This is a genomic window from Mycobacterium sp. pW045 (assembly GCF_041287085.1).
GTDB classification, from domain to species: Bacteria; Actinomycetota; Actinomycetes; order Mycobacteriales; family Mycobacteriaceae; genus Mycobacterium; species Mycobacterium algericum_A.
Map to the genome: position 1 here is coordinate 244,182 of NZ_JBGGKU010000005.1, position 24,740 is coordinate 268,921.

Sequence of the window (24,740 nt, forward strand, 5' to 3'; positions counted from 1 at the left end):
CGTGACCGCTGAAACGAGTGCAGCCGTCGACGTCGACGTGGTGATCGTGGGTGCCGGGCCCGTGGGCCTGACGCTGGCGAACATCCTCGGCCTGCAAGGGGTCCGGACCCTGGTGGTCGAGGACCGCGCCACCCTCATCGACTATCCCCGGGGGGTCGGGCTCGACGACGAATCGCTGCGCACGTTCCAGGCGATCGGCCTGGTGGACGCCATCCTGCCGCACACCGTGCCCAACCAGATCCTGCGATTCTTCGACGGTAAGCGGCGACTGCTGGCCGAGATGGCGCCCGCCGACGCATGTTTCGGCTGGCCCAAGCGCAACGGCTTCGTACAGCCACTGGTCGACGCTGAACTGCTGCGCGGCCTGGAACGGTTCGACCACGTCCGGGTGCTGTGGGGTCGCCCGATGACCGGCTGCACTGAGACGGCCGACGGCGTCACCGTAAGCCTGGGTGGTTCGGATGGCCAGGAACCGCAGCCGATTTCGGCTCGCTACGTCGTCGGCTGCGATGGCGGCCGCAGCGCCACCCGCCGACTGATGGGGGTGTCCTTCGACGGCACCACATCCTCGACCCGCTGGCTGGTCATCGACCTCGCCAACGACCCGTTGGGCCACCCCAACAGCGAGGTCGGCGCCGACCCCGCGCGGCCCTACGCCTCCATCTCGATCGCCCACGGCATCCGGCGCTTCGAGTTCATGATCCACGCCGATGAAACCGACGAGCAGGCCGAAGACCCCGAATTCGTCGCGGCCATGCTGGCGCCGTTCCTACCGCATCCGCACGACGTCGACGTGATCCGGCACCGGGTCTACACCCACCACTCCCGAATCGCCGGCGCCTTCCGCCGCGGCCGGCTGCTGCTGGCCGGCGATGCCGCACACCTGATGCCGGTCTGGCAGGGGCAGGGCTACAACAGCGGAATCCGCGACGCGATGAACCTTGGCTGGAAACTGGCCGCGGTGGTGCAAGGGCAAGCGCAGCCGAGCCTGCTGGACAGCTACGACACCGAACGGCGCAAGCACGCCCGCGCCATGATCGACCTCTCCACGATGGTGGGCCGGGTGATCTCCCCGACCAACCGTCGGGTCGCGGCGGTGCGCGACCGGGTGATCCGGGCCGCCTCGGCGGTACCGACGCTCAAGCGCTACGTGCTGGAGATGCGGTTCAAGCCGATGCCGCGCTATGACCACGGTGCGGTCGTCCACGACCAGCCGCATCGTCCCGATTCGCCGACCGGGACCCTGTTCATTCAGCCCCGCGTGGACACCCGCACCGGGACGGATCTGCTCCTCGACGACGTCATCGGGGTCGGATTCGCGGTGCTGGCCTGGAACAACAATCCCCGTGCGCTGCTCGGGGAGGACGCCTTCGCGCAGTGGAACGCGTTGGGAGCGAGCTTCATCGCCATCCGGCCGCTGACTCAGCTGCACTGGACGCCGCCCGGCCAGGTCGATGATCCGGCCGTCACCATCGTGGGTGACCGGACCGGAGAGCTGAAGGCCTGGTTCGACCGCCACACCGAGTCGGTGTTGTTCCTGCGCCCGGATCGCTGCATCGCCGCGGCGTGCATCGCCCAGCGCGCCGCCGAGGTGAGCGCCCGGCTCGTCGACGTCCTGACGCTGACCGTAGGGGGTGATAACGCCGATGGCACTGGCCCTGTGCTGCATGTCCCACAGCCCGCTGCTGAATCTGCCGGGACCACCCCCTGAGTTGATGGCCGACATCGAGGCCGCCGTCGATGCGGCGGCGGCGTTCATCGCCGACTTCGACCCGCAGCTGACGGTGGTGTTCGCGCCGGACCACTACAACGGGTTCTTCCTGCAACTGATGCCGCCGTTCTGCATCGGCACCGCCGCGCACGGTGTCGGCGACTACGGCACCTACGCCGGCCCGTTGAACGTCGCCGCCGACCTCGCCGGTGAGACTGCGGCCGCGGTGCTGGAACACGGTGTCGATGTGGCTGTTTCGGCTCACATGGATGTCGATCACGCCACGGTGCAACCGCTGGAGCGGTTGCTCGGCGACGCAGGCGCATGCCCGGTAATCCCGATCTTCATCAACGCCGTCGCCGCGCCGCTGGGGCCGATACACCGCGCCCGCGCGCTAGGCGCTGCGGTCGGTGCTTACCTGCGCACCCTGGATCTTCGGGTGCTGATCCTGGGATCGGGCGGGCTATCGCACGATCCGCCGATGCCTACCCTGGCGACCGCGCCACCGGTCACTCGCGACCGGATCCTGCACGGCACCCCGATGAGTGCCGAGCAGCGCCAGGCCCGCCAGAACGCGGTGACGGCGGCAGCCCGCGATTTCGCCGCGGGCGCCAGCGACCTGACGCCGCTGAACCCGGAATTCGATCAACGGTTCCTGTCCATTCTCGACAGTGGCCGGCTCGACGACCTGGCCGACTGGTCGAATTCGTACATCACCGAGGCGGGTGGGGGATCTGCACACGAGATCCGCACCTGGGCAGCTGCTTTCGGTGCGTTGGCGGCGCAAGGCCCGTACCGTACGGCCAACCACTACTATCGGCCGGCCCCGGAGTTGATCGCCGGATTCGCCGTTCGCACCGCGCAACCGGTGGAGGTGAGCTCGTGACCGAGAACGACCACATCGTCGACGTGCTGGTCATCGGCTCCGGCGGTGGCGGAATGACCGCCGCGCTGGCCGCCGACGCCTGCGGCCTGCAGACCCTGGTCGTGGAGAAGTCGCCGCACTTCGGCGGATCCACCGCGTTGTCCGGCGGCGGCATCTGGGTGCCCGGCGCACCGGCGCAGCGCCGGGAGGGTTACGTCCCCGACCCCGACGGTGTCGTCGCCTACCTGCGTGCGATCACCGGCGGCCTGGTCACCGAGGCGCGGCTGCGGCAATACGTGGACACCGCACCGAAGATGATGGCGTTCCTGGAACAGGCCAGCGGCTGGCTCGAGTTCGTCTGGAAGCCCGGCTACGCCGACTACTATCCGGAGCTGCCGGGGGGATCGGCACTGGGCAGCACCATCAACGTGCCGGAGATCGACCTGCGCAAGCTCGGCGATCAGGAGCAGCACCTGCTGGCGCCGTTGGCGTTGGCGCCCAAGGGAATCTGGTTCGGCCCCAAGGACCTGCGGCTGTTCTACCAAGTGCGGCAGTCCTGGCGCGGCAAGGCGGTGCTGCTCAAACTGGCATGGCGGATGTTCCGCGCCCGGGTCTTCGGGGACCGCATGGCGGCCATCGGCCAATCACTGGCGGCCCGGCTGCGGCTGGCGATGCTCGAACGCAACATCCCGCTCTGGCTCGACACCCCGATGACCGAGCTGATCACCGATGCCTCCGGCGCGGTCACCGGAGCCGTGGTGCAGCGCGACGGTCGGCCGCAGCGCATCACCGCGCGCCACGGCGTCATCCTGGCAAGCGGCGGCTTCGACCACGACATGGCGTGGCGCAAGGAGCATCAGCCGGTGCTGGAACACGACTGGAGCTTCGGCAACCCCGTCGCCACCGGCGACGGCATCCGGGCCGGAGAGCGCGTCGGGGCGGCCACCGAACTGCTGGACGAAGCCTGGTGGTTCCCGGCCATCTGCTGGCCGGACGGCCGGCTGCAGTTCATGCTCAACGAACGCATGATGCCGTCGCAGTTCATCGTCAACGGCGACGGGCAACGCTTCATCAACGAGGCCGCGCCCTACATGGACTTCGCGCACGCCATGATCGCCGGACAGCAATCCGGCGTCACCCACATCCCGTGCTGGCTGATCACCGACCAGCGGTCCTTCCACCGCTACGTCGTCGCCGGGCACCTGCCGATCCCGAAGATCCCGGGCGCCCCGGTACCGACCGGGCGCAAGATCCCGCAGGCCTGGCTCGACTCGGGAGTGGTCAAGGCCGCCAAGTCATTCGCCGAGCTGGCCACCGCGATCGGCGTCCCGCCCGACCGGCTGGAGCGCACCGCGCAACGGTTCAACGATCTGGCGAGATCCGGCCACGACGACGACTTCAACCGCGGCGACAGCGCCTACGACAACTACTACGGTGACCCGACCCTGCCCAACCCCAACCTGCACCCGCTCGGCAAGCCGCCCTACTACGCGTTCCAGATCATCCTGGGCGACCTGGGCACCTCGGGCGGCCTGCGTACCGACGAGCACGCTCGGGTGCTGCGCGCCGACGACTCGGTGATCGACGGGCTGTACGCGGTGGGCAACACCTCGGCTCCGGTGATGGGCCGCAGCTACGCCGGTGCCGGAGCCACCATCGGACCGGCGATGACCTTCGGCTACGTCGCCGCCCGACATATTCACGCGACCCGCCGGCTACTCGGCACCCAGACTGCAACCAAACTCCAAGGAGGTAACCCGTGAAGATCTCACTGTTCTACGAATTCGCACTGCCCCGGCCATGGTCCGACGACGACGAGCACATCCTCTTTCAAGATGGCCTCGACGAGGTGGAGGCCGCCGACAAGGCCGGATTCTCGACGGTGTGGCTCACCGAGCATCACTTCCTGGAGGAGTACTGCCACGCGACCGCGCCGGAGATGTTCCTGGCCGCCGCCAGCCAGCGCACCAAGAACATCAGGCTCGGCTTCGGAATCATGCACCTGCCGCCGGTGGTCAACCACCCCGCCCGGGTGGCCGAGCGGATCGCCACCTTGGATCTGCTGTCGGGCGGCCGGGTCGAGTTCGGCACCGGTGAGGGATCGTCGATCGCCGAACTCGGCGGATTCGGCATCGACCCGGCTGACAAACGCGCCCAGTGGGAAGAGGCGCTGGAGGTCTCGATCCGCTGTATGACCGAGGAGCCGTTCACCGGCTTCGAGGGCCAGCACGTGCAGATGCCGGCCCGCAACGTCATCCCCAAGCCGATGCAGAAGCCGCACCCGCCGGTCTGGGTGGCCTGCACGCGGCCCGCCTCGGTGCAGATGGCCGCCCAGAAGTGCATCGGCGCACTGAGTTTCGCCTACACCGGCCCGGGACCGCTGGCCGAACGTGTCAACGGCTACTACAAGGAACTCGAGGAGAACGGCGTCCCGGTCACCCCGCAGGTCAACCCCAACATCCTGGCCATCGGCGGCGACCTGTCGATGATGGTGGCCCCCACCGACGAGCAGGCGTTGCAGCGGCTCGGTGTGGGCGGCGGGTTCTTCTCGTTCGGGATCATGCACTACTACATGACCGGCGAGCACACCCCCGGTCGCACCCGGGTATGGGAGCGCTACCTCGAAGAGGTCGAGAAGGACCCGACGCTGGCCTACGGGCCGGGCCGCGGCGCAATCGGCAGCCCCGCGACCACACGGGAGTTCCTGCGGGGCTACGAGGAAAGCGGTGTCGACGAGCTCATCCTGCTGCTCAACCCGCGCAGCCACGAGGCGACGATGGAAGCCATCGAGCTGATGGGCAAAGAGGTGCTGCCGGAGTTCATCGAACGCGACGAGAAGGCGGTCGCCGACAAGGCCAAGCGGCTGGCGCCGGTGCTGGAGAAACTGGAGGCGCGGCGTACGGAGTCGGTCGCGCCGAAGTTCGACGAGTCCTACTCGTTCGGCGGGTTGCCGACCGGCCGCGGTGGTAAGTTCACCGCGACTGAGATCCCCGAGGCGATGGCCGAGATGAACGAGGGCCGGGTGCAGGCTGCACAGCTGGCCAAAGACGAGCGAGCAGAGCGGGGCCGCGGCCAGAAATGACTGCACCCGCCGGGCTTTGGCGCTACGACGGTCGACGGACCGTGGTCACCGGCTGCGCGTCGGGTATCGGCGCGGAGCTGGTCGCCCAGCTCGGTGAGCTCGGAGCTGACGTGATCGGTCTGGACCTGGCCGAGCCCACCGGGGCGGTGGGCGAATTCCACCGGCTGGACCTGAGTGATCCGGCGTCGATCGATTCTGCGGTGGCGGCGATCCGAACGGGAGGTCGGGTCGATGCGCTGTTCAACGTCGCCGGGGTGTCGTCGGGCATCGGCGATCCGGAGCGGGTGGTCATGATCAACTTCCTGGGCATGCGCCACCTCACGGAGGCGTTGCTGCCGGCGATGTCGGCCGGCTCGGCGATCGCCAACGTCTCCTCGCTGGCCGCCGCGGCCTACCTGGAGAACGCCGAGACCACCGCCGGCCTGCTGCACACCGCCGACATGCCCGCCGGATTGCGGTGGTGCCGAGCGAATCCCGAAGCGCTCGCCGACGGCGGCTACCGGCTGTCGAAGGAGGCGGTCATCCTCTACGGCATGATCAACGCGGGCCGGCTGGGTAGTCGTGGTATCCGAATCAACTGCACGGCCCCCGGCGTCACCGAGACACCGATACTGGACCAGCTGCGCAGCAGCTACGGGCAGCGCTATCTCGATGACATCCCCAAACCGCTCGGCCGGGTTGCCAGCCCGGCCGAACAGGCCGCACCGCTGGTGTTCCTCAACAGCCCGGCCGCCGGTTACATCACCGGTCAGGTGCTCTGGGTCGACGGCGGCAACATCGGGAGTCGCACCGCCGCAACGCTTCCGGACGGATCGTGTGCATGGCCGGCCTGACCGAGTTCCGCCGGGTCGGCGATGCGGTGCGCAACTGGGGGCGCTGGGGCGACGACGACGAACTGGGCACGCTGAACCTCATCACACCGGAGAAGGTTGCTGCGGCCGCGGCCCTGGTGCGGCACGGCAAGGTCTTCCCGCTCGGCGTCGACTTCGGATCCTCGGGTCCGCAGGGCGCATTCGCGTTCCGGCACAACCCGATTCACGTGATGACCGTGGACGGCGGAGACGTCCACACGCTGGCGCAATACGGCCCGGAATGGCACCGCAATATCGTGGCACAGCAGCTGAGTGAGTTCTTCACCGACAATCCCTTCCGATTCAACGACGACATGGTCGTCATGCCGCTGCAGGCCGCCACCCAGTGGGATGCGCTGTCGCACGTCTACTACGACGATCAGCTCTACAACGGTTTCCCGGCCGGCTCGGTGACGAGCCTGGGCGCCTACCACTGCGGCATCGACAAAGTCGACGGCAAGGGCATCACCTCCCGCGGGGTGCTGCTCGACGTGGTCGCCCACCGTGGTGCGGAGACATTCCTGCCGCTCGGCACCCCGATCACCCCGGACGAACTCGACGACGTAGCACGTTCCCAGCAGGTCACGATCTCCCCCGGCGACATCGTGCTGGTCCGAACCGGTTGGTGGCAACGGTTTTCCGAGACCGGCGACGGCGCCGAGCCGGGCGCGGGACTGGACTGGCGGTGCGCCACCTGGCTGCACGAGCATGACATCGCCGCGGTGGCCGCCGACAACCTGATGGTCGAGAACCCGGTCTCCGGGGTCGAGGGCACGTTTTTGCCGATGCACATGCTGTGCCTGCGCGACATGGGGATGATGCTCGGGGAGTACTGGGATCTCGGCGCGCTGGCTGCCGACTGCGCCGCGGACGGCGTCTATGAGTTCCAACTGGTGGCGCCACCGCTGCGGGTGACCGGTGGCGTCGGGTCACCGGTGAACCCGATCGCGATCAAGTAGACCGGCAGAGGAAAGCACATGCGATTCGTATTCGTCCACGGCGGATTTCACGCCGCCTGGTGCTGGGAACGCACCATGGCGGAGCTGGAGCGCATCGGCCACAGCGCTATCGCCATCGACCTGCCCGGACACGGCGCCCGGCTCGGCGAGGAGTCGACGCTGGCCAACCGGCGCGAGGCCGTCACCGAGGTGCTACAGCCCGGCGACGTCCTGGTGGGACACTCCGGCGGCGGCTTCGATGCGACGCTGGGCGCCGACAGCGCACCGGACCTGGTGCGCCACATCGTCTATCTCGCCGCGGCGCTGCCCCGGGAGGGACGCAGCTACACCGATGCGATGACGATGGGCAGCGACGGAGCCGAGTTCTTCGACACCGCGGCCGGCGACATGCTGTCCCACCTGCACTTCGCCGACGACGGCGCGATGACCTTCGCCGACATCGACGGTGCGCGGCAATACTTCTACCACGATTGCGACGACGACACGCTGCGATGGGCGTTCGAACGGCTGGGCCCGGAACGTTTCGGCGACACCACGGTCGCCCCGGTTTCGGTGCCGAACTTCTGGGCGGCCGATATTCCGCGCAGCTTCATTCGCTGTGAGCAGGACCGCGCCTATCCGCGCTGGCTGGCCGACCTGGTATGCCGCCGACTCGGAGTCGAGCCGCTGACGATCGACGCCTCGCACTCGCCCTTTCTGAGCCGCCCCGCCGAGCTCGCCGAACTGCTGGTGCACGCCACCACGACCCGGCCGGTCGGCCCACTGATCCCGGACTGAGGAGTCGACGTTGCCGATCGAGCGTAAGACCGTCACCGTGGACGGCCTGAGCACCTCCTACCTCGAAGCCGGGGATCCGGCCGCCCCGGCGGTGGTGCTGCTGCACGGCGGAGAATTCGGCGCGGGCGCCGAAATCGGTTGGGAGCGCAACATCACCACCCTGGCGCAGCGGCACCGGGTGTTGGCCCCGGACCTGCTCGGCTTCGGCGAGTCGGCCAAGGTCATCGACTTCAACGACGGCCGCGGCATGCGGATTCGCCACGTCGCGCGGTTCTGCGCCCAGCTGGGTGTCGAGTCAGCCGATTTCGTGGGCAACTCGATGGGCGCGATCATGCTGCTCGTCGACACCACCTCGGACGCGCCGCTGCTGCCGGTACGCCGGCTGGTCGCCATCTGCGGCGGCGGCGAGATCCAGCAGAACGAACACATGGCCGCGCTCTACGACTATGACGCGACGCTGCCCGCGATGCGCCGGATCGTGGCGGCACTGTTCCACGACCCGGCCTATCCCGCCGACGAGGAGTATGTGCGACGGCGCTATGAGTCGAGCACTGCGCCCGGAGCGTGGGAGGCCATCGCGGCGGCCAGGTTCCGCCGGCCGGGTGCCGAGCCCCCGCCACCGGCGTCGAGCAGCCGTGCCTATGAACGCATCTCGGTGCCGGCGCTGGTGGTCGAGGGCGGCAGCGACAAGCTGCTGCCGTCCGGCTGGGCGTCGCAGATCGCCGATCAGATCCCCGCCGGCCGATCGGTCGTCGTCGATGCCGCGGGGCACTGTCCGCAGATCGAGCAGGCCGAGCAGGTCAACCGGCTACTGCTGGACTTCTGTTCCGGCGACTGATCAACTCCGCCATCTCCTCGACCAACCGCGAGCCTGTAGTTGGCGCGTGAAACTGCGAGTAGTGGGCACGCCAACTACAGGCCCGGGGGGAGGGGAAGGGAAATCAGCAGGCGTCGGGCCGCGTCGGGGGATTGGTGAACCAGAGGTTTTCCTCGCGCAGCCCCCGGCTGCGCCAGCCGTCGGCGGCGCGAACGAGGTCGTGGTGGTAGTAGCCGCCGCAGTAGCTGAGCTCGGCCATCCCCGGTAGCTGCATCGGGTTGTAGAACATCGCCCGCACCTGCGCGGAATCCCCGGCGTAGTCAAGTATCTCGATGTTGCTGATGTAATGCATCGACATCGGGATCGCGGTGAAGCCGGCGGCCAGCCAGTCGGCCACCTCGTCGCGGGTGCCGCAGATGGCCCCGGCCGACGAGTAATCGATGACGGCGTCATCGGTGAACACCGACCGGTACAGCGCCCAGTCCTTGGTGTCGACCGCGCGGGCGTAGCGGTACAACAGCGCAGCGATCTCCAGCCGGTCGTCGGCCGGGAACGTCATTCCGGCATCCCGATCGTCTTGATGTGCAGGTATTCGGTGAAGCCCTGGGCGCCGTTGCGATACCCCAGGCCGCTCTGCCTGGTGCCGCCGAACGGGCTGTCGATACCGAAGTGGCTCTTGCCGTTGATGCTGACGTTGCCGGTGCGCATCCGGGTCGCCACCGCCATCGCCCGGTCCATGTCGGCGCTGCTGACCTCGCCGGACAGGCCGTAGATCGAGTTGTTGGCGATCGCGACCGCATCGTCGTCGGTGTCGTAGGGGGTGACGGTGAGCACCGGGCCGAAGATCTCCTCCTGGGCGATCTGGCTGTCCGGGTCGACGTCGGCCAGCAGGGTCGGCTGCACGTAATAGCCGGTGGCCAGGTGCTCCGGGACGCCGCCCCCGGTGACCAGCCGCGCGCCCGAGTCCAGGCCGGAGGCGATCAGGCCCAGCACCTTGCGTCGCTGGGTCTCGCTGATCTGCGGGCCCTGCATGTTGCCCGGGGTCCACGGATCGCCCATCGGGAAGTTCTCCATCGACGCCTGGAGCACCGCAAGACCTTCGTCGTAGCGGCTGCGGGGCAACAGGATCCGCGACGGCAGCACACAGCTCTGGCCCGACATCACACAGGCCATCATGGCCGCCAGCGGCAGCGCGGAGTTGAAGTCGGCGTCGTCGAGCACGATGTGCGCCGACTTGCCGCCGAGTTCCAGCAGCGTCTTCTTCACCGTGGGTGCTGCGGCCGCCAGGATGGCGCGGCCGGTGGCCGTGGAACCGGTGAAGGTGATCATGTCGACCCGCGGGTCGGCCGACAATGCCGCGCCGACCTCGTTGGCGTTCGAGGTGACGACGTTGAACACCCCGGCCGGGATGTCCGTCTTTTCGGCGACGATCCGGCCCAGCTCGCTTCCGGACCACGGCGTGAGCTGCGCCGGCTTGAGCACCACGGTGTTACCGGCCATCAACGCCGGCACGGTCTCGGCGATGTTGAGATACAGCGGCACATTCCACGGCGTGATCGCACCGACCACGCCCTGCGGTTCGTAGTGCAGCTTGCGCCGTGCCGGGCCCAGCGGTGTGTCGTGCAGGCCGGTGTCCACCAGGTATTCGAACGCCCGGCCGTGATCCGCCCAGTGCTTCACCTCCGCGATCGGGGACTCGATCTGGCTGCCGGTGACCGTGACCGGGCATCCCACCTCGGTGATCAGGATCCGGCGCAGCCGTTCCTTGTCGGCCTCCAGTGCAGCGTGCAGCTGCATCAGGCAGTGGTGTCGGAACTCCAGATCGCGGGACCAGTCACTGGTGTCGAATGCGCGCCGGGCAGCGCCGACCGCGCGTTCCATGTCGTCGACGGTGCCGTCGGTGGCGGTTCCGGCCACCTGTTCACTGGCAGGGTGCACGACGTCGAACGTCGCCCCGCTGTTGGTTCCCACCAACTCACCGTCGACGAGCATCCGGGCCTCGCCGGCCAACACACCCGAATCATCTTGTACCGCAGTCATCGCAGATCCTTCCGTATGCGCGGTAACGCTACTCTATTAACGTAGAGCGTAGGAAGAGCCGACGCCGGCGACGATCCCCGAAATGAGCGCGTCCAGTTCCGCGGCGCTGCGAATACTGCGGTCACCGCTGGCGAACGCCTGCATCACGCCGCTGATGAACATCATCACCACGTAGGCCTGCCGGTCGGCCAGTGCTCGGTCCGGCTTGTCCTGTAGCCGCAGCACCACGTCGACGATCAGGGCGCGGAACCGGTCACCGTAGCTGCGGAGGGCCTCGTCGAGCAGTGGGTCCCGGCCGGCCTGCAACGCGAGTTCGTAGCGGGCCTTGGTGCGGATCAGCCTCGTGCCGGTCGCCGTGCGCATCACCAGGGTGGCCAGCCCGGACGGTTCGTCCGCGGTGAGTCCGGCCGGCGATTGCGCCCGAGTCGCCGCGATCAGGTCCTTGAGATCCAGCTCGGAGACCCGGACCGCGACCGCCTGCAGCAGTGCCGACCGGGTGCGGAAGTAGAACGACGTGGTTCCATCGGGGACACCGGCTTTGCGGTCCACCTTGAGATGGCTGACCCCCTTGACCCCGTCGTCGGCGAGTAGCCGGATGGCGGTATCGCAGAGCTCGCGCCGGCGTTGATCTGGATTGGGCTTGCGTCGCATGGTGCTGCCGAGTCTAGTCCGCAATGTCTCTACTGTTGTAGAGTCAGCGGCGATATGAAGCTAATATTCAACCTTCCCCACATGCTGCGGCTCAAAGCCATGATGCAACCGTGGGAGGCCGACGTCACCGGAGCCGACCAAACCCGGATGGCCAAGTGCGCCGACGAGTGGGGCTACGACATGATCGCCGTCCCCGAGCACTTCGTGATCCCCACCGAGCACGTGGAACTGTCCGGGCCGCACTATTTCCAGTCGACGGCCGCCCAGGCATATCTCGCCGGTGCGACCAACCGGATCACGCTGAACTCGTGCGTCACCGTGCTGCCACTGCACCAGCCGATCGTGCTCGCCAAGGCGCTCGCCACCGCGGACTGGCTCAGCGGCGGCCGCATGATGGTCACCTTCGGGGTGGGCTGGCTCCAGCGTGAGTTCGAACTACTCGGCGTGCCGTTCGCTGAACGCGGGCGCATCGCCGATGAGTATCTGGCGGCGATCATCGAGTTGTGGACCAGTGAGTCGCCGCGGTTCGAGGGCCGCTATGTCTTTTTCGACGAGGTGGCGTTCGAGCCGAAGCCGGTGCGCAAACCCCATCTGCCGGTCTGGATCGGTGGCGATGCAGATGCGGCGCTACGGCGTGCGGCGAAGTACGCCTCGGGGTGGTGGAGTTTCCTGACGCCGCCGGAGCAGATCGCGCAGCGCGTGGACTTCATCAAGTCCCAGCCGGAATATGACGGGCGTCCCTTCGAGGTGGTGCACGGCATGGCGACCACGCGGGTCGGGGAGGGCCACGTTGCGCGCAACGACCCGAACGCGCGATCAGGGATGAGCGGTCAGCAGATCATCGATCGGCTGAGCTGGCTCGCCGAGCAGGGCGTGACGGTCAGTGCCGTGCCACTGCCCTCGGTGCGCGACGTTGATGAGTACCTCGACTACGCGCAGTGGGTGATCGAGGAGATCAAGCCGAAAGTCCCCTGATCGTAACGGCGCTCAGCCACCACGCGGCGCAACGATATTGGCGACCACCATGCGCAGAAACGGCCGGAACACCGCTTGGTCGTCGAGCAGGCTGTTCAGCGTGACGCCGTCGTTGGCCGCCAGGATGACACGCGCGAGTTCCAGCGCGGGCATGGCGAGCTCACCGCCCAGCCGCGCGGCGCCTTTGGTGATGTAGTCGGCCAGGGCCTGCGCGGTCTCCTCGCGCTGGGCCGCGACACGCTCGCGGGCATCGGGATTGCGCAGCAGGAACAACGTGAACTCGTAGCCCAGCATCGAACGGTCGGGCCCCTCTTTGGTGATGAGCTGGCGCCAGCGCTCGGCGAGCTCGTCGATGTCGAGTTCGTCGAGTCGGTGGAAGGTGGCGATGACGTCGGCGAACCCGTCGAGGAACTGCTGGCGTTGCCGTTCGATCACCGCGAGGAACAGCTCGGCCTTGCTGCCGAAGTGCGAGTAGATGGCGCCCCGGGTGTAGCCGGCCGCATCCGCGATGTCCTCCAGCGCGGCTCCGTCGAACCCGCGCCGCGCGAAGATCTGCTCGGCGGCGTCCAACAGCAGGTTTCGGGTGTGTTCGAGGCGGCGTTGCATGGTCCAGCGTTCAGCCATCTGTCGATCCTTCCACGGACAACGGAGAGCGGCCGGGCTACTTTCAAACACTCTTGTATTAAATATACAACCATGTATAGTCGTGATGCCAGTCACGCGATAGGAGGCCACTGTGCAGACAACGCTCCCGGGCAGCTGGGTCGACAACGCCACATCGCTCGATGACATCGGTCCTGACCGGTACCGGATGCAGATCCCGACCGAGCGCTACACCAGCGCGGAATTCGCTGCGGTGGAACGTGAATCGATCTGGCTGAAGACCTGGCAGGTGGCCGGGCGGGTCGAGGAACTCGCCAAGACCGGCGATTGGAAGCAGTACCGGATCTCCGACCAGTCGTTCATCGTGGTGCGCGGCAAGGACGACAAAATCCGCGGCTTCGTCAATGCCTGCCGTCATCGCGGCAACCTGCTCTGCCCGGAGGCGCGCGGCAACACCAAGCGCAACTTCTTGTGCAACTACCACCTGTGGTCCTACGACCTGCAGGGCAAGCTCACCGGCATGCTGCGTGAAGATCTGGCCGGACCGATCGACAAGGACACCCACGGCCTGATCGAAGTCCCGGTGGACACCTTCGCCGGCTTCATCTTCCTCAACCCGGACCCGCAGGCCGCGCCGCTGTCGGAGTTCATCGGTGACGAGATCGCCACCATGCTCGCCCCATACCACCTCGACGAGATGGTCACCGTGATGGACGTGACCGAGCGCATCGACTGCAACTGGAAGGTCGTCATGGACGCCTTTCAGGAGGGCTACCACATCAACGGCATCCACCCGCAACTGCTGCGGGTCATCAACATCGACCCGGCAACCACCCGGTACCGGTTCTTCGACCGGCACAGCGTTGCCGTCGCCCCATTCGACGTCGTGGGTGCTACCCCGGCGGATCAGGTCGAAGGAACCATGGCGCTGCCCGACACCTTCCCGTCGACGGCCGCCGTGCTGCCGCGGTTCAAAGAGCTGGTGGCACAGTACGAATCGCCGGACGGTGCACTGACCTTCCCCGAGGGGGTCACCGCCCGGACCCTGCTGCAGCAGGCGACGCGCGACACCCTGACCGGTATGGGGCTCGACGTCAGCGGACTGACCGACGCCCAGATGAGCGACAGTCACGGCTGGGTGCTGTTCCCCAACTTCTTCATGACGATTCGTGCCGGTGAATGCCACATCATCATGGCGTTGCCGGACCCGGACGGCGATCCGCATCGCTGCGTCTGGCACGTGGCCAGCTACATGTACCTGCCCGAGGAGTACAAAGCGTCGTTCGTCGCAGAACCCGTCGTGGTCGACGAGCCGGGAAGCTACAAGTACTTCGAGGCCCTGCAACAGGACTACGACCAGATGCCGCGCCAGCAGGCCGGGTTGCGCAACAGCATGCTCACCTACATGGCACTGGTCAAGGAGGAAGTGGTGATAGCGCACTTCCACTCGGTCGTCGACAACTGCATCGCGGCCATGTGCGGGAACTCAAACCACCGAAGCGAAGGGTGAACAGCATGGATATCCGGGAACGTATCGAGCACCACCGCCGGATGGCCGAGGCGTACCGCAACGCCTATCTGCGCCAAGGGGTTCAGGACGGTGAGAGCTACGAGGCGTGGACCTTCGCCGACGACGGCGTGTACGTCTCACCGTACTTCACCGGCGATCAGGTCTTCTTACTCAAGGAGTTTCCCGCCGACACCGCGCAGGCCGCCACGATGGAGGCCAAGGCCTACTCGCTGACCTTTCCCGACTGGAAACCGGCCAGCTTCAACTACTGGCCCGCCGACAACGGGTTCGTGATGAAGACCCGGTGGCAGGGCACCACCAAAGACGGCAAGACCATGGGCTTCTACTCCTACAGCTTCGTCGAGACCAACGACAACGGCGAGGTGTCGCGCTGGGAGACCCACGTCAACGACGAGTACAGCCCGTTCCTGGAGGTCGCGATCGGAGTCAGCGGTCCGTTCCACGGCACCACCGAGTATGTGGACGCGCTGCACCGCTGCCTGGAGAAGGCCGGCGTCTCCATCTGACCGAATACCGTTGCGAGAAAAGAGTTGCGATGAAGGACGTTGACGAGGTCATCGACGGCCATAGCGGGCGGGCGCACACCGTGCTGTTGTACACCCAGACGGTCAAACGACTGGCCGACGCCGCCAAGGCGCCGGGCTTCACCGCCGATGACTGGTCCCCGCTGGCGGCGCTGGTCGACACCGCAGCCTTCGAGCGGGTCGGCAATTTCAAAGAGGTCATGAACTGGACGGAGTACCTCGGGTTCTTGTCGAACTGGGCGCCGTCGTCGAGCTGGGAGGCCTCGTTCAAACGGGTGAGCGAGGTCGACGGTGTGGTGTTCCTCGAACTCGAGGAGCGCAGCGAGATCGGTGAGTTCACGTCGGTGGTGAACTCGCTGTCGGTCTACGAGTTCGCCGATGACGGAAAGATCTCCCGCATCGACTTGTATCTGCAGATGGCACTACCGAACATGGAGATGCTGGACAGCTACCAGGCAGTGGAGATATCCGAGTGACCATCACCGGCCGAACCGACATCGACGCGGTCGACTTCTTCACCGATAACGCGGTGCTGCATGATCCGTACGCCTATCTCGCACAGCTGCGAGACGAATGCCCGCTGCGCCGGGAACCGCACCACGGCGTGGTGATGGTGACCGGCTACGACGAAGGCGTGGTCATCTACAACGACACCGAACGGTTCTCGGCGTGTGTGTCGGTGACCGGGCCGTTCCCGGGTTTCCCGGTCCCACTGGAGGGGGCGGACGTCTCGCCGCTGATCGAGAAGTATCGCGACGAATTGCCGTTCAGTGACCAACTACCCACCTTCGACCCCCCGAAGCACACCGCGCACCGGGAGCTGCTCGCCCGGATGATCACGCCCAAGCGACTGAAGGAGAATCAGGAGTTCATCTGGCGGCTGGCCGACCAGCAGTACGACGAGGTGCTGGCGGGCGGATCATGTGAATTCATCGGTGATTTCGCCAACCCGTTCGCGATGCTGGTGATTGCGGATCTGCTCGGTGTCCCCGAATCCGATCACGACGAATTTCGCGCGGCACTGCTCAAGGGTGCCACCGGGACCATCGGGAGCAGTTCCGGTGATGCGATGACCCACACGCCACTGGAGTACCTCTACGGCAAGTTCACCGAGTACATCTGCGACCGACGCGCCGAACCGCGCGGTGATGTGCTGACCGGTGTGGCCTCGGCGACCTTTCCCGACGGCAGCACGCCGGAGGTGATCGACGCCGTCCGGGTGGCGGCCAACCTGTTCGCCGCCGGCCAGGAGACCACCGTGCGGCTGTTGTCGACGGCGGTCATGATCATCGCCGAAGACCAAGCGCTGCAACGGCGACTGCGCGACAACCGCGATCTGCTGCCGCGGTTCATCGAGGAATGCCTGCGCTATGAGAGCCCGGTGCGCGGCGACTTCCGGATGGCCCGGGTGCCGGTCACCGTGGGCGGCGTCGACCTCCCGGCCGGCACCATCGTGATGCTGGTCAACGCGGCGATGAACCGGGATCCTCGCAAGTTCGACGACCCGGAGGCCTTCGACGCCGAGCGCGACAACGCGCGCAATCACGTGGCCTTCGGTCGCGGTCCGCACAGCTGCCCCGGTGCCCCGCTGGCGCGCACCGAGGCGCTGGTCAGCCTCCAGCGCTTGCTTGACCGCACCTGCGAAATCTGGATAGACGAGGAGGTACATGGTCCGCCCGGGCAGCGCAGGTACCGGTACCTGCCGACCTTCATCCTGCGCGGGCTGACCAGACTGCACATCCGGTTCACGCCCTGACCGCCGGGCCCGAGGCTCGCCATTTAATTCAGTCGCTTGACTGAGCGGGGTGAAACGGGTTGAGTCGAACCGCTGCGGTGTTCCGGTCTGGTGAAGGGTTGTGGATGGTCAACGAGCTGGCGGGCAAGACGGCGATCGTCACCGGGGGAGCGTCGGGGCTGGGTCGCGGAATCGCCGAGCGCTTCCTCGCCGAAGGAGCCCGGGTGGTCCTCGCCGACCTGGATCCCGAGCGCGGCGCGGCGCTCGCCGGTGAACTCGGCGCTGACACCGTCTTCCGGGTCGCCGACGTCGCCGACCCGCAACAGGTCAGCGACCTGGTGGACGCCGCCGTCGAGACGTTCGGCGGACTCGACATCATGGTCAACAACGCCGGCGTCTCGGGCACCATGCACAACCGATTCCTCGACGACGACCTGGCTGACTTCCACCGCATCATGGCGATCAATGTGCTCGGCGTGATGGCCGGAACCCGCGATGCCGCCCGGCGGATGTCCAAGGCCGGCGGGGGATCGATCATCAACCTGACCTCGATCGGCGGCATCCAAGCCGGCGGCGGGGTGATGACCTACCGCGCGTCGAAGGCCGCCGTCATACAGTTCACCAAGTCCGCCGCGATCGAATTGGCGTATTACGACATCCGGGTCAATGCCATCGCGCCCGGCAACATTCCGACGCCGTTCGTGGCGTCGTCGGCCGCCGCGGGGCTGGACCGGGAAGCCATCGAACGGTACGAGGCGGGCATCCGCGAGACGATGCGCGCTGATCGCCCACTGAAGCGGGAGGGTACCGCGGCCGACGTGGCCGAAGCCGCGCTGTACCTCGCCGGTGAACGATCCCGCTACGTGACCGGCATCGTGCTGCCGGTCGACGGCGGCACGGTGGCCGGAAAGGCCATCCGGCGGCGCAGCGACCAAAAACGTTAAATCAATCGCTTGACTTAATTGTCTGGACGGGGTTGACTGGCGCCGTGACCACCGCTGATCGGGCCGTGCGGGCTGAGCGGGCCAACAGCACGCGGGAGGCGATCCTGACCGCCGCGGAACGGCTGTTCGCCGACCACGGGGTGTTCGCCGTCTCCAACCGGCAGGTCAGCGAGGCCGCCGGACAGGGCAACAACGCCGCCGTCGGCTACCACTTCGGCACCAAGACCGACCTGGTGCGCGAGATCGAACGCCGGCACCGGGCCCCCGTCGAGCGGTTGCGCGAACAGCTGGTCGCCGCTGCCGCCGATTCCACCGAACTGCGCGACTGGGTGTCCTGCCTGGTTCGGCCGCTAACCGACCACCTTGCCGCGCTGGGTAACCCGACCTGGTACGCGCGGTTCGCCGCACAGGTGATGGCCGATCCGGCCTACCACGACATCGTCGTGAAGGACGCGCTCAGTTCGCCGTCGCTGGTGCAGGTCATCGACGGCATCAACCGTTGCCTGCCGGACCTTCCGGTGCCGGTCCGCCAGGGCCGCAACGTGATGGCCCGAAACCTGTTGATGCACACCTGCGCCGACCATGAACGTGCGCTGGCGTCGGGTTCGTCGGCGTCCATCAGCTGGGCGGAGGCCGGGTCCGGCCTCATCGACGCGATCGTGGGGTTGTGGCTGGCGCCGGTCACCGGAGTGCAGGGAGGTTCGCCATGAAAGTCACCGCCGACCAGAACATCTGCGCGTCCTCGGGGCAGTGCGCCGCACTGGCACCCCGGGTGTTCGACCAGCGTGATGAGGACGGCGTCGTCGTCCTGCTCGATGAGAACCCGCCCGACGAATTGGCCGACGCCGTTCGTCAGGCGGTCGCAGTGTGTCCGTCCCGAGCAATCAAGATCGTTGAGGAGTAGAGCGTGACCGACGCAACCACCATGGCGGCCACCGAAACGCCGGAGTACCCGATGAGTCGGGACGGCCGGTGCCCGTTCGCCCCGCCGCCGGAGACTATGGCGCTGGCTGCGCAGGCCCCGCTGAGCCGGGTGCGGATCTGGGACGGCAGCACGCCGTGGCTGATCACCGGCTACGAGGCGGTGCGCACGCTGTTCTCCGATCCCCGGGTCAGCGTCGACGACCACCAGCCGGGCTTTCCGCACTGGAACGAGATGATGCGCGCCAGCGTCGACCACCGGCCCAAGTCGGTGTTCACCACCGATGGCGCCGAACACATCCGCTACCGGCGGATCCTGTCCCCGGCCCTGACCATGAAACGCGTCGACGCGCTGACCCCGGTGGCGCAACGGATCACCGACGAACACCTGGACGCCATCCTGGCCGGCCCGCAACCGGCCGACCTGATCGAGGGATTCGCGCTGCCGATTCCCTCCCTGGTGATCAGCGAACTGCTCGGTGTTCCCTACCAGGACCACGAATTCTTCCAGCAGCACGCCACCATGGGGGTGGACCGCAACGCCACCTCCGACGACCTCGCTGAGGGTGCCACCGAACTGTCGAAGTACCTGGTCCGGCTGCTGGAGACCAGGATGGCCGAGCCGGCCGACGACATGGTCTCCGCCCTGGGCAAGCGCGTGAAAGACGGGGAGCTATCGATACGCGAGGCCACCCAGCTCGGTACCGGAATGCTGATCGCCGGCCATGAGACCACGGCCAACATGATCGGCCTGGGCATCGTGGCCCTGCTGCATGAGGCCGACAAGATCGACGAGCGCACCGCGGTGTTCCGCGGTGACGACGACGCCGCGATCGCCAATGCGGTCGAGGAACTGCTGCGCTACCTGTCGATCATCCACACCGGCCAGCGCCGGGTCGCCTTGGAGGACATCGAGATCGGCGGTGAGACCATCCGCGCCGGAGAGGGCATCATCATCGACCTGGCGCCGGCCAACTGGGACCCCGCCGTCTTCCCCGAGCCCGAGCTGCTCGACTTGGCCCGGCCGGCCCGCCAGCACATGGCCTTCGGGTTCGGCCCGCACCAGTGCGTGGGCCAGCAGCTGGCGCGCGCCGAGATGGTGATCGCCTTCCGCACGCTGTTCCGCCGCATACCGACGCTGCGGCTCGCGGTGAGCGTCGATGAGATCCCGTTCAAGAATGACCGCCTCGCCTACGGCGTCTACGAACTCCCCGTCACCTGGTAACCGCCCGATTGGAGTGGATTGACATGTCCAGCACAACTACTCGAGACGCCACGTTCTATCCCCCCGGTGGCTACGGGGCGCCCAAGGACCGCCGCGGGCAGGCCGGACGCGATGTCGGCCTGCCGGCCGGGACCGAGGTGTTCTCCGCCGACAACCACATCTCGATAGCCGACGACATCTTCTATCAGCGCTTTCCCGAGGACCTGCGCGACAAGGCACCCCGGATCTGGTATGAGGACGGCGCCTACATGGTCGGGCGCAAGGGTCAGACTTTCCTGCCGGGCGACTTCTCGGCGGTGCTGATGCAGTACGACGACCTGGCCGGCGCCGCCAGCAGCAATATCGAGGCCCGGATCCAGGAGCTGGCCAGCGACGGTGTCGACAAGGAGCTGGCGTTCCCCAATGCGGTGCTGGCGCTGTTTCACTTCCCCGACAAGGAACTGCGGGAGCGTGTCTTCCGCATCTACAACGAGCACATGGCCGAGCTGCAGGAGCGCTCCGGCGGCCGCTTCTACGGGGTCGGCCTGATCAACTGGTGGGATCCGGTCGGCACCCGGCGCAACCTGGAAGAGCTGAAATCGCTGGGCCTCAAGACGTTTCTGTTGCCGCTGAACCCAGGCAAGGACGACGACGGCAATGTCATCGACTACTCCAGCGCGACGATGCGCCCGGTGTGGGATGAGATCGAGGCGGCCGGGTTGCCGGTGACCCACCACATCGGCGAGACCCCGCCGAAAACCCCGTGTGAGGTCAACAGTGTCGTCGTCGGCATGATGATCAATGTCGACTCGTTCCGGGAGATGTTCTCCAAGTACATCTTCGGCGGGATCCTCGACCAGAACCCCGGCCTGCGGGTCGGCTGGTTCGAAGGGGGCATCGCCTGGGTGCCCTCGGCGTTGCAGGACGCCGAACATCTGCTCGCCTCTTATCAGCACATGTTCAACCACCAGTTGGAGCATCCGATCCGGCACTACTGGAACACCAACATGAGCGCGTCGTTCATGGTCGATCCGCTGGGCCTGCGGCTCATCGACGAGATCGGGGTGGACAAGGTGATGTGGTCGTCGGACTACCCGCACAACGAGAGCACCTTCGGCTACTCGGAGAAGTCACTGACCAGCGTGGTCAACGCGTTGGGACCCGAGGATGCTGCAAAAGTGGTGAGCACCAACATCAAGAAGTTTCTGGGGGTCTGATGGGGCCGGCTGCGGCAACGCTGCCGGCCGCGGCCGGCAGCGTTGAGATCGCAGATGTCCCGGACCGCGCCCGATTACGTCGAGAGACCGGCGCCCGGTTGCGCGCGGCGATGACCGAACGCGGAATCGACGCCCTGGTGCTGCTGGGCAACGACGCCGTCACCTACGCGACCGGAACCAGCCGGCGGCTCGGCGACGCCGGACTGTCCCACGTGGACCGACCGGTAGCGGTGGTCCTCGCCGATGACCCCCACCCGCATCTGTTCCTGCCGTTCCACCGAGGCGGTTCGGAGAACCCGGAGCTGCCGGCCGATCACCTGCACGGGCCGGTGTACCTCGAATTCGATGAAGGGGTAGCGCAGTTCGCCAAGGAGATCGCCGAACTCATTCCGGCTGGCTCCGCAATCGGCGTCGACGAGTGCACCGGTGCCATGCGTCGCGCTCAGCAGCACCTCTTTCCCGGCCGACGGCCGATCGATGCGATACAGGTGGTCTCCGACGCCAAGTTGATCAAGACCGCCGATGAGCTGTCCTACATCCGCTCCGCCTGCCGGATCACCGAGCAGGCGATGGCCGCCGCGCAGGCGATGCTGGCGCCCGGCGCCCGCCAACTCGACCTGTCCGCGCACTTCCTGCGGCGGGCGTTCGAATTGGGCGCGGACGCCAGCATGTTCGAACCGATCTGGCAAGTGATGCCGGCCAGCAGGTCCGCCGGGGTGTGGACCACCCACGGTGAGCTGGCGCTGCCACTGCTGGCCACCGGGCGTGAGCTGACCGCCGGCGACGTACTGTGGAGCCAGGTCTCGATCAGCTGTGGCGGGTACTGCTCAGAACTCGGACGCACCTGGATCGCCGGATCCGAACCGACGTCACGCCAGCGTGCCCAGTTCCGGAGGTGGCGGGAGATCATCTCGGCCATGCAGGAAGTGATCCGCGCGGGCTGCAATGCCGCCGAGCTGGCCCGGGCGGCCACCGCCGCCAACGCCGGCGTGCGGCCGTGGCTGCCGCACGGTTGCCTCGGCCACGGCATCGGCGTGACCGATACCGAGATGCCCAAGATCGGCACCGACCTGGGTGCAGAGTTCGACCGCAATTTCGTCTTCGAGCCGGGCATGGTGCTGGTGCTGGAGCCGATCGTGTGGGAGGACGGCACCGGTGGTTACCGCGGCGAAGAGGTCGTGGTGATCACCGAGGACGGCTTCATCTCGCTGACCGACTACCCGTTTGCGCCCTATGAGCACTGACGTTCTGCCCGACGTCGCCGGGCTGCGCTGCGGGCGGCGGGAGCGTGCGCTGGCCCAGATGGCCGCCCATGACCTCGACGTGCTGGTACTGGGCCGCCAGGCCAATGTCCGCTATGTCACCGGCGCGCCGCAGCGCTGGATGGCCGGCACCCGGCCGTTCTCGCCCAACTGCGTGCTGGTGCGCGCAACGGGCGCCATCCACCTGCTGAGCAGCTGGGACGACGGTGTCCCCGACGACATCCCGCACGACAATCTCTACGAGATCTCGTGCAATCCAACGAATATCATTGCCGCGCTGGCGCATATCGAGGGCGCTCTCACCGCGCGTCGGGTCGGAACCGACGCGATCTCACCGCTGTTCGCCCAGCTGCTGCCGCTGGCCTTCCCCAAAGCTGAACTCGTCGACGGTGAACCGGCTATGCGGGCGGCCCGGGCGATCAAGACGCCCGACGAGCTGACCGCGCTGCGCAGCGCCATCGCCGTCGCGGAGTCGGCGCTGGCCGCAACGGTGGACGCACTGCAGCCCGGGGTTGGTGAGGCGGCCCTGGCCGGGGCGATGATGCAGGCGATGGCCGGGGCTGGGGGCACTCCGGCGAACCAGGACGTCGCCTGGGTGACCTCACGCGACCAGCCGTGGCGACGGGCAGTGGGCGATGGGCGGGTCGGGCCCGGGGACCTGGTGGGAATCTCGGCCGCCGTGGTTGCCGGCGGCTACCTCGGTGAGGTGGGACGCACCCATGTCGCCGGCGGCCCGCCGGACGGCCACGCCGCAGCGCTGTATCGGCGATGGGACGCGTTGTGGCAGCGGCTATCCGGCGCCTGCCGCCCGGGCGCGGCCGGCAGCGAGCTGCTGAACGCCTACGCCGCGGCGGGCGAGGCGCTGCCGCCGGTGCCGGTGGCTCACGGGCTCGGCATGGGTTTCGACCCGCCGGTGGTCTCGGCGCGGCTGCCGCAGACCGCCGGCGCCGAACGGCTCGAACCGGGAATGGTGCTGGCCGTCACCGGGTATGTGTTCGAGCCCGGTGTCGGCGCGGTGTTCGGGCGCGAGGCGGTTCTGATCACCGAAGATGGCCACAAAGTTTTGACCACCAGTCCGTTCAGCTGAAGGAGCACAACACCAATGTCAGACACGCGCACGGACTCGGGCCGGCCGTCCGCCGAGGAGATCATCCGCTACCACAAGGACCCGGCCACCAAGATCGCCACCATCACTTTCGACCGGCCGGAATATCTCAATGCGCCAACATCGTCCGCGCGGCTGCGGTATGCGGACCTGCTGCGCGGCGCCAGCGTCGACAACGACGTCAAGGTGGTGGTGATCCGTGGTGTCGGAGACAACTTGGGCAGCGGTGCCGACCTGCCGGAGTTCATGGAAGGTGTCGATGAGCCCGAGAAGCGGTTGGCGGAACTGCGCTTGGAGGGCACCGACGTCAACTATCCGCCGAAGGGGACTTTCCGTAACGGCGCGACAATCAGCGCCTGGTACGCCAACGTGCAGGCCGGCAACCGGCCGCTGCAGGAGCTCAAGAAGATCAGCATCGTCGAGGCCAAGGGCTACTGCTACGGCTGGCACTTCTACCAGGCCGCCGACGCCGATCTGGTGATCTCCTCCGACGACGCCCTGTTCGGCCACCCGTCGTTCCGCTACTACGGGTGGGGGCCGCGGATGTGGACGTGGGTGCAGATGATGGGGCTGCGCAAGTTCTCCGAGATGGTCTTCACCGGAAGGCCTTTCACCGCCGCCGACATGGAGAAGTGCAACTTCCTCAACAAGGTGGTCTCGCGCGATCAGCTCGAGGCCGAGGTCGACAAGTATGCGCTGGCGTGCGCTCGCAACCGCCCCGTCGACACGGTGTTCATGCAGAAGATGTTCTTCGAGGTCTACAAGCAGCACCAGGGCGAGTACATGGGCAGCCTGCTGTCGGCGTTCTTCGAGTCGATGGGCTCCGGGGTGGCCCCCGACGCGGGAGACCTGATGCTCGATGAGGCCATCGAGTCCGGCCTGTCCGGAGCGGTCAAGGACAACGACTCGAGGTTCCCGCCCGACTTCAGGTTGAGCAAGTCCAGTCGCAGCAAGGACAGTTGAGGT

25 protein-coding genes are annotated in these 24,740 nt (G+C 67.1%); 21 read left to right on the top strand and 4 right to left on the bottom strand.

Features of this window, described 5'->3' with window-relative positions; translation table 11 throughout:
• Position 1 precedes the first annotated feature (1 nt).
• From ACAG20_RS10420 to ACAG20_RS10455, 8 genes are read left to right on the top strand one after another with little or no spacing between them, the layout of a single operon-like run.
• Positions 2-1,711: a bifunctional 3-(3-hydroxy-phenyl)propionate/3-hydroxycinnamic acid hydroxylase gene (locus tag ACAG20_RS10420; protein ID WP_370492472.1), complete on the top strand. Its 1,710-nt coding sequence runs from the start codon at positions 2-4 to the stop codon at positions 1,709-1,711.
• On the top strand, positions 1,668-2,597 hold the full coding sequence (locus tag ACAG20_RS10425) for a 3-carboxyethylcatechol 2,3-dioxygenase (RefSeq protein ID WP_370492473.1): 930 nt from the start codon (positions 1,668-1,670) through the stop codon (positions 2,595-2,597). The genes ACAG20_RS10420 and ACAG20_RS10425 overlap by 44 nt, the downstream gene beginning before the upstream one ends.
• Positions 2,594-4,339 carry an FAD-binding protein gene (locus tag ACAG20_RS10430; RefSeq protein ID WP_370492474.1) on the top strand — a complete coding sequence of 582 codons (1,746 nt, stop codon included), beginning with the start codon at positions 2,594-2,596 and terminating at the stop codon, positions 4,337-4,339. Before ACAG20_RS10425 ends, ACAG20_RS10430 begins: the two co-directional genes overlap by 4 nt.
• Positions 4,336-5,658, top strand: a complete 1,323-nt coding sequence (locus ACAG20_RS10435; RefSeq protein ID WP_013830380.1) for an LLM class flavin-dependent oxidoreductase — start codon at positions 4,336-4,338, stop codon at positions 5,656-5,658. The genes ACAG20_RS10430 and ACAG20_RS10435 overlap by 4 nt, the downstream gene beginning before the upstream one ends.
• A complete protein-coding gene (locus ACAG20_RS10440; RefSeq protein ID WP_370492475.1) occupies positions 5,655-6,491 on the top strand; it encodes a coniferyl-alcohol dehydrogenase in 837 nt (278 codons plus the stop codon). The genes ACAG20_RS10435 and ACAG20_RS10440 overlap by 4 nt, the downstream gene beginning before the upstream one ends.
• Positions 6,479-7,468, top strand: coding sequence for a cyclase family protein (locus ACAG20_RS10445; RefSeq protein ID WP_013830378.1), 990 nt, complete (start codon positions 6,479-6,481; stop codon positions 7,466-7,468). The genes ACAG20_RS10440 and ACAG20_RS10445 overlap by 13 nt, the downstream gene beginning before the upstream one ends.
• A gap of 18 nt (positions 7,469-7,486) precedes the next feature.
• Positions 7,487-8,245, top strand: coding sequence for an alpha/beta fold hydrolase (locus ACAG20_RS10450; RefSeq protein WP_013830377.1), 759 nt, complete (start codon positions 7,487-7,489; stop codon positions 8,243-8,245).
• A gap of 10 nt (positions 8,246-8,255) precedes the next feature.
• Positions 8,256-9,083 carry an alpha/beta fold hydrolase gene (locus ACAG20_RS10455; protein ID WP_013830376.1) on the top strand — a complete coding sequence of 276 codons (828 nt, stop codon included), beginning with the start codon at positions 8,256-8,258 and terminating at the stop codon, positions 9,081-9,083.
• Positions 9,084-9,186: 103 nt separating this feature from the next.
• Here the strand turns inward: ACAG20_RS10455 and ACAG20_RS10460 are convergent, their stop codons facing one another.
• From ACAG20_RS10460 to ACAG20_RS10470, 3 genes are read right to left on the bottom strand one after another with little or no spacing between them, the layout of a single operon-like run.
• The gene (locus tag ACAG20_RS10460; protein ID WP_013830375.1) at positions 9,187-9,621 is read right to left on the bottom strand and encodes a nuclear transport factor 2 family protein; all 435 of its coding nucleotides are present in this window, start codon (positions 9,619-9,621) and stop codon (positions 9,187-9,189) included.
• The gene (locus tag ACAG20_RS10465; RefSeq protein ID WP_041318713.1) at positions 9,618-11,102 is read right to left on the bottom strand and encodes an aldehyde dehydrogenase family protein; all 1,485 of its coding nucleotides are present in this window, start codon (positions 11,100-11,102) and stop codon (positions 9,618-9,620) included. Before ACAG20_RS10465 ends, ACAG20_RS10460 begins: the two co-directional genes overlap by 4 nt.
• A 36-nt stretch (positions 11,103-11,138) precedes the next feature.
• On the bottom strand, positions 11,139-11,753 hold the full coding sequence (locus tag ACAG20_RS10470) for a TetR/AcrR family transcriptional regulator (protein ID WP_013830373.1): 615 nt from the start codon (positions 11,751-11,753) through the stop codon (positions 11,139-11,141).
• Between the two features lie 54 nt (positions 11,754-11,807).
• Here ACAG20_RS10470 and ACAG20_RS10475 point away from each other — a divergent pair, with 54 nt between their 5' ends.
• A complete protein-coding gene (locus tag ACAG20_RS10475) occupies positions 11,808-12,728 on the top strand; it encodes a TIGR03619 family F420-dependent LLM class oxidoreductase (protein WP_370492476.1) in 921 nt (306 codons plus the stop codon).
• Positions 12,729-12,740: 12 nt separating this feature from the next.
• Here ACAG20_RS10475 and ACAG20_RS10480 read toward each other — a convergent pair whose 3' ends face one another.
• Positions 12,741-13,352 (bottom strand): TetR/AcrR family transcriptional regulator, encoded by a 612-nt coding sequence (locus ACAG20_RS10480; RefSeq protein WP_013830371.1) that lies wholly within the window; start codon positions 13,350-13,352, stop codon positions 12,741-12,743.
• Positions 13,353-13,464: 112 nt separating this feature from the next.
• Between ACAG20_RS10480 and ACAG20_RS10485 the strand changes: the two genes are divergently transcribed.
• The 12 genes from ACAG20_RS10485 (at position 13,465) to ACAG20_RS10540 (ending at position 24,737) form a co-directional block, all read left to right on the top strand.
• Positions 13,465-14,841 (top strand): SRPBCC family protein, encoded by a 1,377-nt coding sequence (locus ACAG20_RS10485; protein ID WP_013830370.1) that lies wholly within the window; start codon positions 13,465-13,467, stop codon positions 14,839-14,841.
• Positions 14,842-14,846: 5 nt separating this feature from the next.
• On the top strand, positions 14,847-15,368 hold the full coding sequence (locus tag ACAG20_RS10490; RefSeq protein ID WP_193465064.1) for a hypothetical protein: 522 nt from the start codon (positions 14,847-14,849) through the stop codon (positions 15,366-15,368).
• 29 nt (positions 15,369-15,397) lie between these two features.
• Positions 15,398-15,862 (top strand): hypothetical protein, encoded by a 465-nt coding sequence (locus ACAG20_RS10495; RefSeq protein WP_013830368.1) that lies wholly within the window; start codon positions 15,398-15,400, stop codon positions 15,860-15,862.
• Entirely contained in the window at positions 15,859-17,142 is a 1,284-nt protein-coding gene (locus ACAG20_RS10500; protein WP_013830367.1) for a cytochrome P450, read from the top strand. The genes ACAG20_RS10495 and ACAG20_RS10500 overlap by 4 nt, the downstream gene beginning before the upstream one ends.
• Positions 17,143-17,246: 104 nt before the next feature.
• Positions 17,247-18,065, top strand: coding sequence for an SDR family NAD(P)-dependent oxidoreductase (locus ACAG20_RS10505; protein WP_013830366.1), 819 nt, complete (start codon positions 17,247-17,249; stop codon positions 18,063-18,065).
• Between the two features lie 44 nt (positions 18,066-18,109).
• A complete protein-coding gene (locus tag ACAG20_RS10510; RefSeq protein ID WP_112683941.1) occupies positions 18,110-18,775 on the top strand; it encodes a TetR family transcriptional regulator in 666 nt (221 codons plus the stop codon).
• Positions 18,772-18,969, top strand: coding sequence for a ferredoxin (locus ACAG20_RS10515; protein ID WP_013830364.1), 198 nt, complete (start codon positions 18,772-18,774; stop codon positions 18,967-18,969). The genes ACAG20_RS10510 and ACAG20_RS10515 overlap by 4 nt, the downstream gene beginning before the upstream one ends.
• A gap of 21 nt (positions 18,970-18,990) precedes the next feature.
• Positions 18,991-20,211, top strand: a complete 1,221-nt coding sequence (locus ACAG20_RS10520; protein WP_049793057.1) for a cytochrome P450 — start codon at positions 18,991-18,993, stop codon at positions 20,209-20,211.
• A 23-nt stretch (positions 20,212-20,234) separates the two neighbouring features.
• Positions 20,235-21,407, top strand: a complete 1,173-nt coding sequence (locus ACAG20_RS10525; protein WP_013830362.1) for an amidohydrolase family protein — start codon at positions 20,235-20,237, stop codon at positions 21,405-21,407.
• The gene (locus ACAG20_RS10530) at positions 21,407-22,651 is read left to right on the top strand and encodes a Xaa-Pro peptidase family protein (RefSeq protein ID WP_013830361.1); all 1,245 of its coding nucleotides are present in this window, start codon (positions 21,407-21,409) and stop codon (positions 22,649-22,651) included. The genes ACAG20_RS10525 and ACAG20_RS10530 overlap by 1 nt, the downstream gene beginning before the upstream one ends.
• Complete coding sequence (locus ACAG20_RS10535; protein ID WP_013830360.1) at positions 22,641-23,756, top strand: Xaa-Pro peptidase family protein; 1,116 nt, start codon at positions 22,641-22,643, stop codon at positions 23,754-23,756. Before ACAG20_RS10530 ends, ACAG20_RS10535 begins: the two co-directional genes overlap by 11 nt.
• A 15-nt stretch (positions 23,757-23,771) precedes the next feature.
• Complete coding sequence (locus ACAG20_RS10540) at positions 23,772-24,737, top strand: enoyl-CoA hydratase/isomerase family protein (protein ID WP_013830359.1); 966 nt, start codon at positions 23,772-23,774, stop codon at positions 24,735-24,737.
• Positions 24,738-24,740 lie beyond the last annotated feature (3 nt).

Bases quoted from the DNA above. Each gene is read 5' to 3' on its own strand.
- ACAG20_RS10425 (WP_370492473.1), top strand. From the start codon at position 1,668: ATGTCCCACAGCCCGCTGCTGAATCTGCCGGGACCACCCCCTGAGTTG.
- ACAG20_RS10440 (WP_370492475.1), top strand. From the start codon at position 5,655: ATGACTGCACCCGCCGGGCTTTGGCGCTACGACGGTCGACGGACCGTG.
- ACAG20_RS10445 (WP_013830378.1), top strand. From the start codon at position 6,479: ATGGCCGGCCTGACCGAGTTCCGCCGGGTCGGCGATGCGGTGCGCAAC.
- ACAG20_RS10450 (WP_013830377.1), top strand. From the start codon at position 7,487: ATGCGATTCGTATTCGTCCACGGCGGATTTCACGCCGCCTGGTGCTGG.
- ACAG20_RS10460 (WP_013830375.1), bottom strand. From the start codon at position 9,621: ATGACGTTCCCGGCCGACGACCGGCTGGAGATCGCTGCGCTGTTGTAC.
- ACAG20_RS10465 (WP_041318713.1), bottom strand. From the start codon at position 11,102: ATGACTGCGGTACAAGATGATTCGGGTGTGTTGGCCGGCGAGGCCCGG.
- ACAG20_RS10470 (WP_013830373.1), bottom strand. From the start codon at position 11,753: ATGCGACGCAAGCCCAATCCAGATCAACGCCGGCGCGAGCTCTGCGAT.
- ACAG20_RS10475 (WP_370492476.1), top strand. From the start codon at position 11,808: ATGAAGCTAATATTCAACCTTCCCCACATGCTGCGGCTCAAAGCCATG.
- ACAG20_RS10480 (WP_013830371.1), bottom strand. From the start codon at position 13,352: ATGGCTGAACGCTGGACCATGCAACGCCGCCTCGAACACACCCGAAAC.
- ACAG20_RS10490 (WP_193465064.1), top strand. From the start codon at position 14,847: ATGGATATCCGGGAACGTATCGAGCACCACCGCCGGATGGCCGAGGCG.
- ACAG20_RS10495 (WP_013830368.1), top strand. From the start codon at position 15,398: ATGAAGGACGTTGACGAGGTCATCGACGGCCATAGCGGGCGGGCGCAC.
- ACAG20_RS10505 (WP_013830366.1), top strand. From the start codon at position 17,247: ATGGTCAACGAGCTGGCGGGCAAGACGGCGATCGTCACCGGGGGAGCG.
- ACAG20_RS10515 (WP_013830364.1), top strand. From the start codon at position 18,772: ATGAAAGTCACCGCCGACCAGAACATCTGCGCGTCCTCGGGGCAGTGC.
- ACAG20_RS10520 (WP_049793057.1), top strand. From the start codon at position 18,991: ATGGCGGCCACCGAAACGCCGGAGTACCCGATGAGTCGGGACGGCCGG.
- ACAG20_RS10525 (WP_013830362.1), top strand. From the start codon at position 20,235: ATGTCCAGCACAACTACTCGAGACGCCACGTTCTATCCCCCCGGTGGC.
- ACAG20_RS10530 (WP_013830361.1), top strand. From the start codon at position 21,407: ATGGGGCCGGCTGCGGCAACGCTGCCGGCCGCGGCCGGCAGCGTTGAG.
- ACAG20_RS10535 (WP_013830360.1), top strand. From the start codon at position 22,641: ATGAGCACTGACGTTCTGCCCGACGTCGCCGGGCTGCGCTGCGGGCGG.
- ACAG20_RS10540 (WP_013830359.1), top strand. From the start codon at position 23,772: ATGTCAGACACGCGCACGGACTCGGGCCGGCCGTCCGCCGAGGAGATC.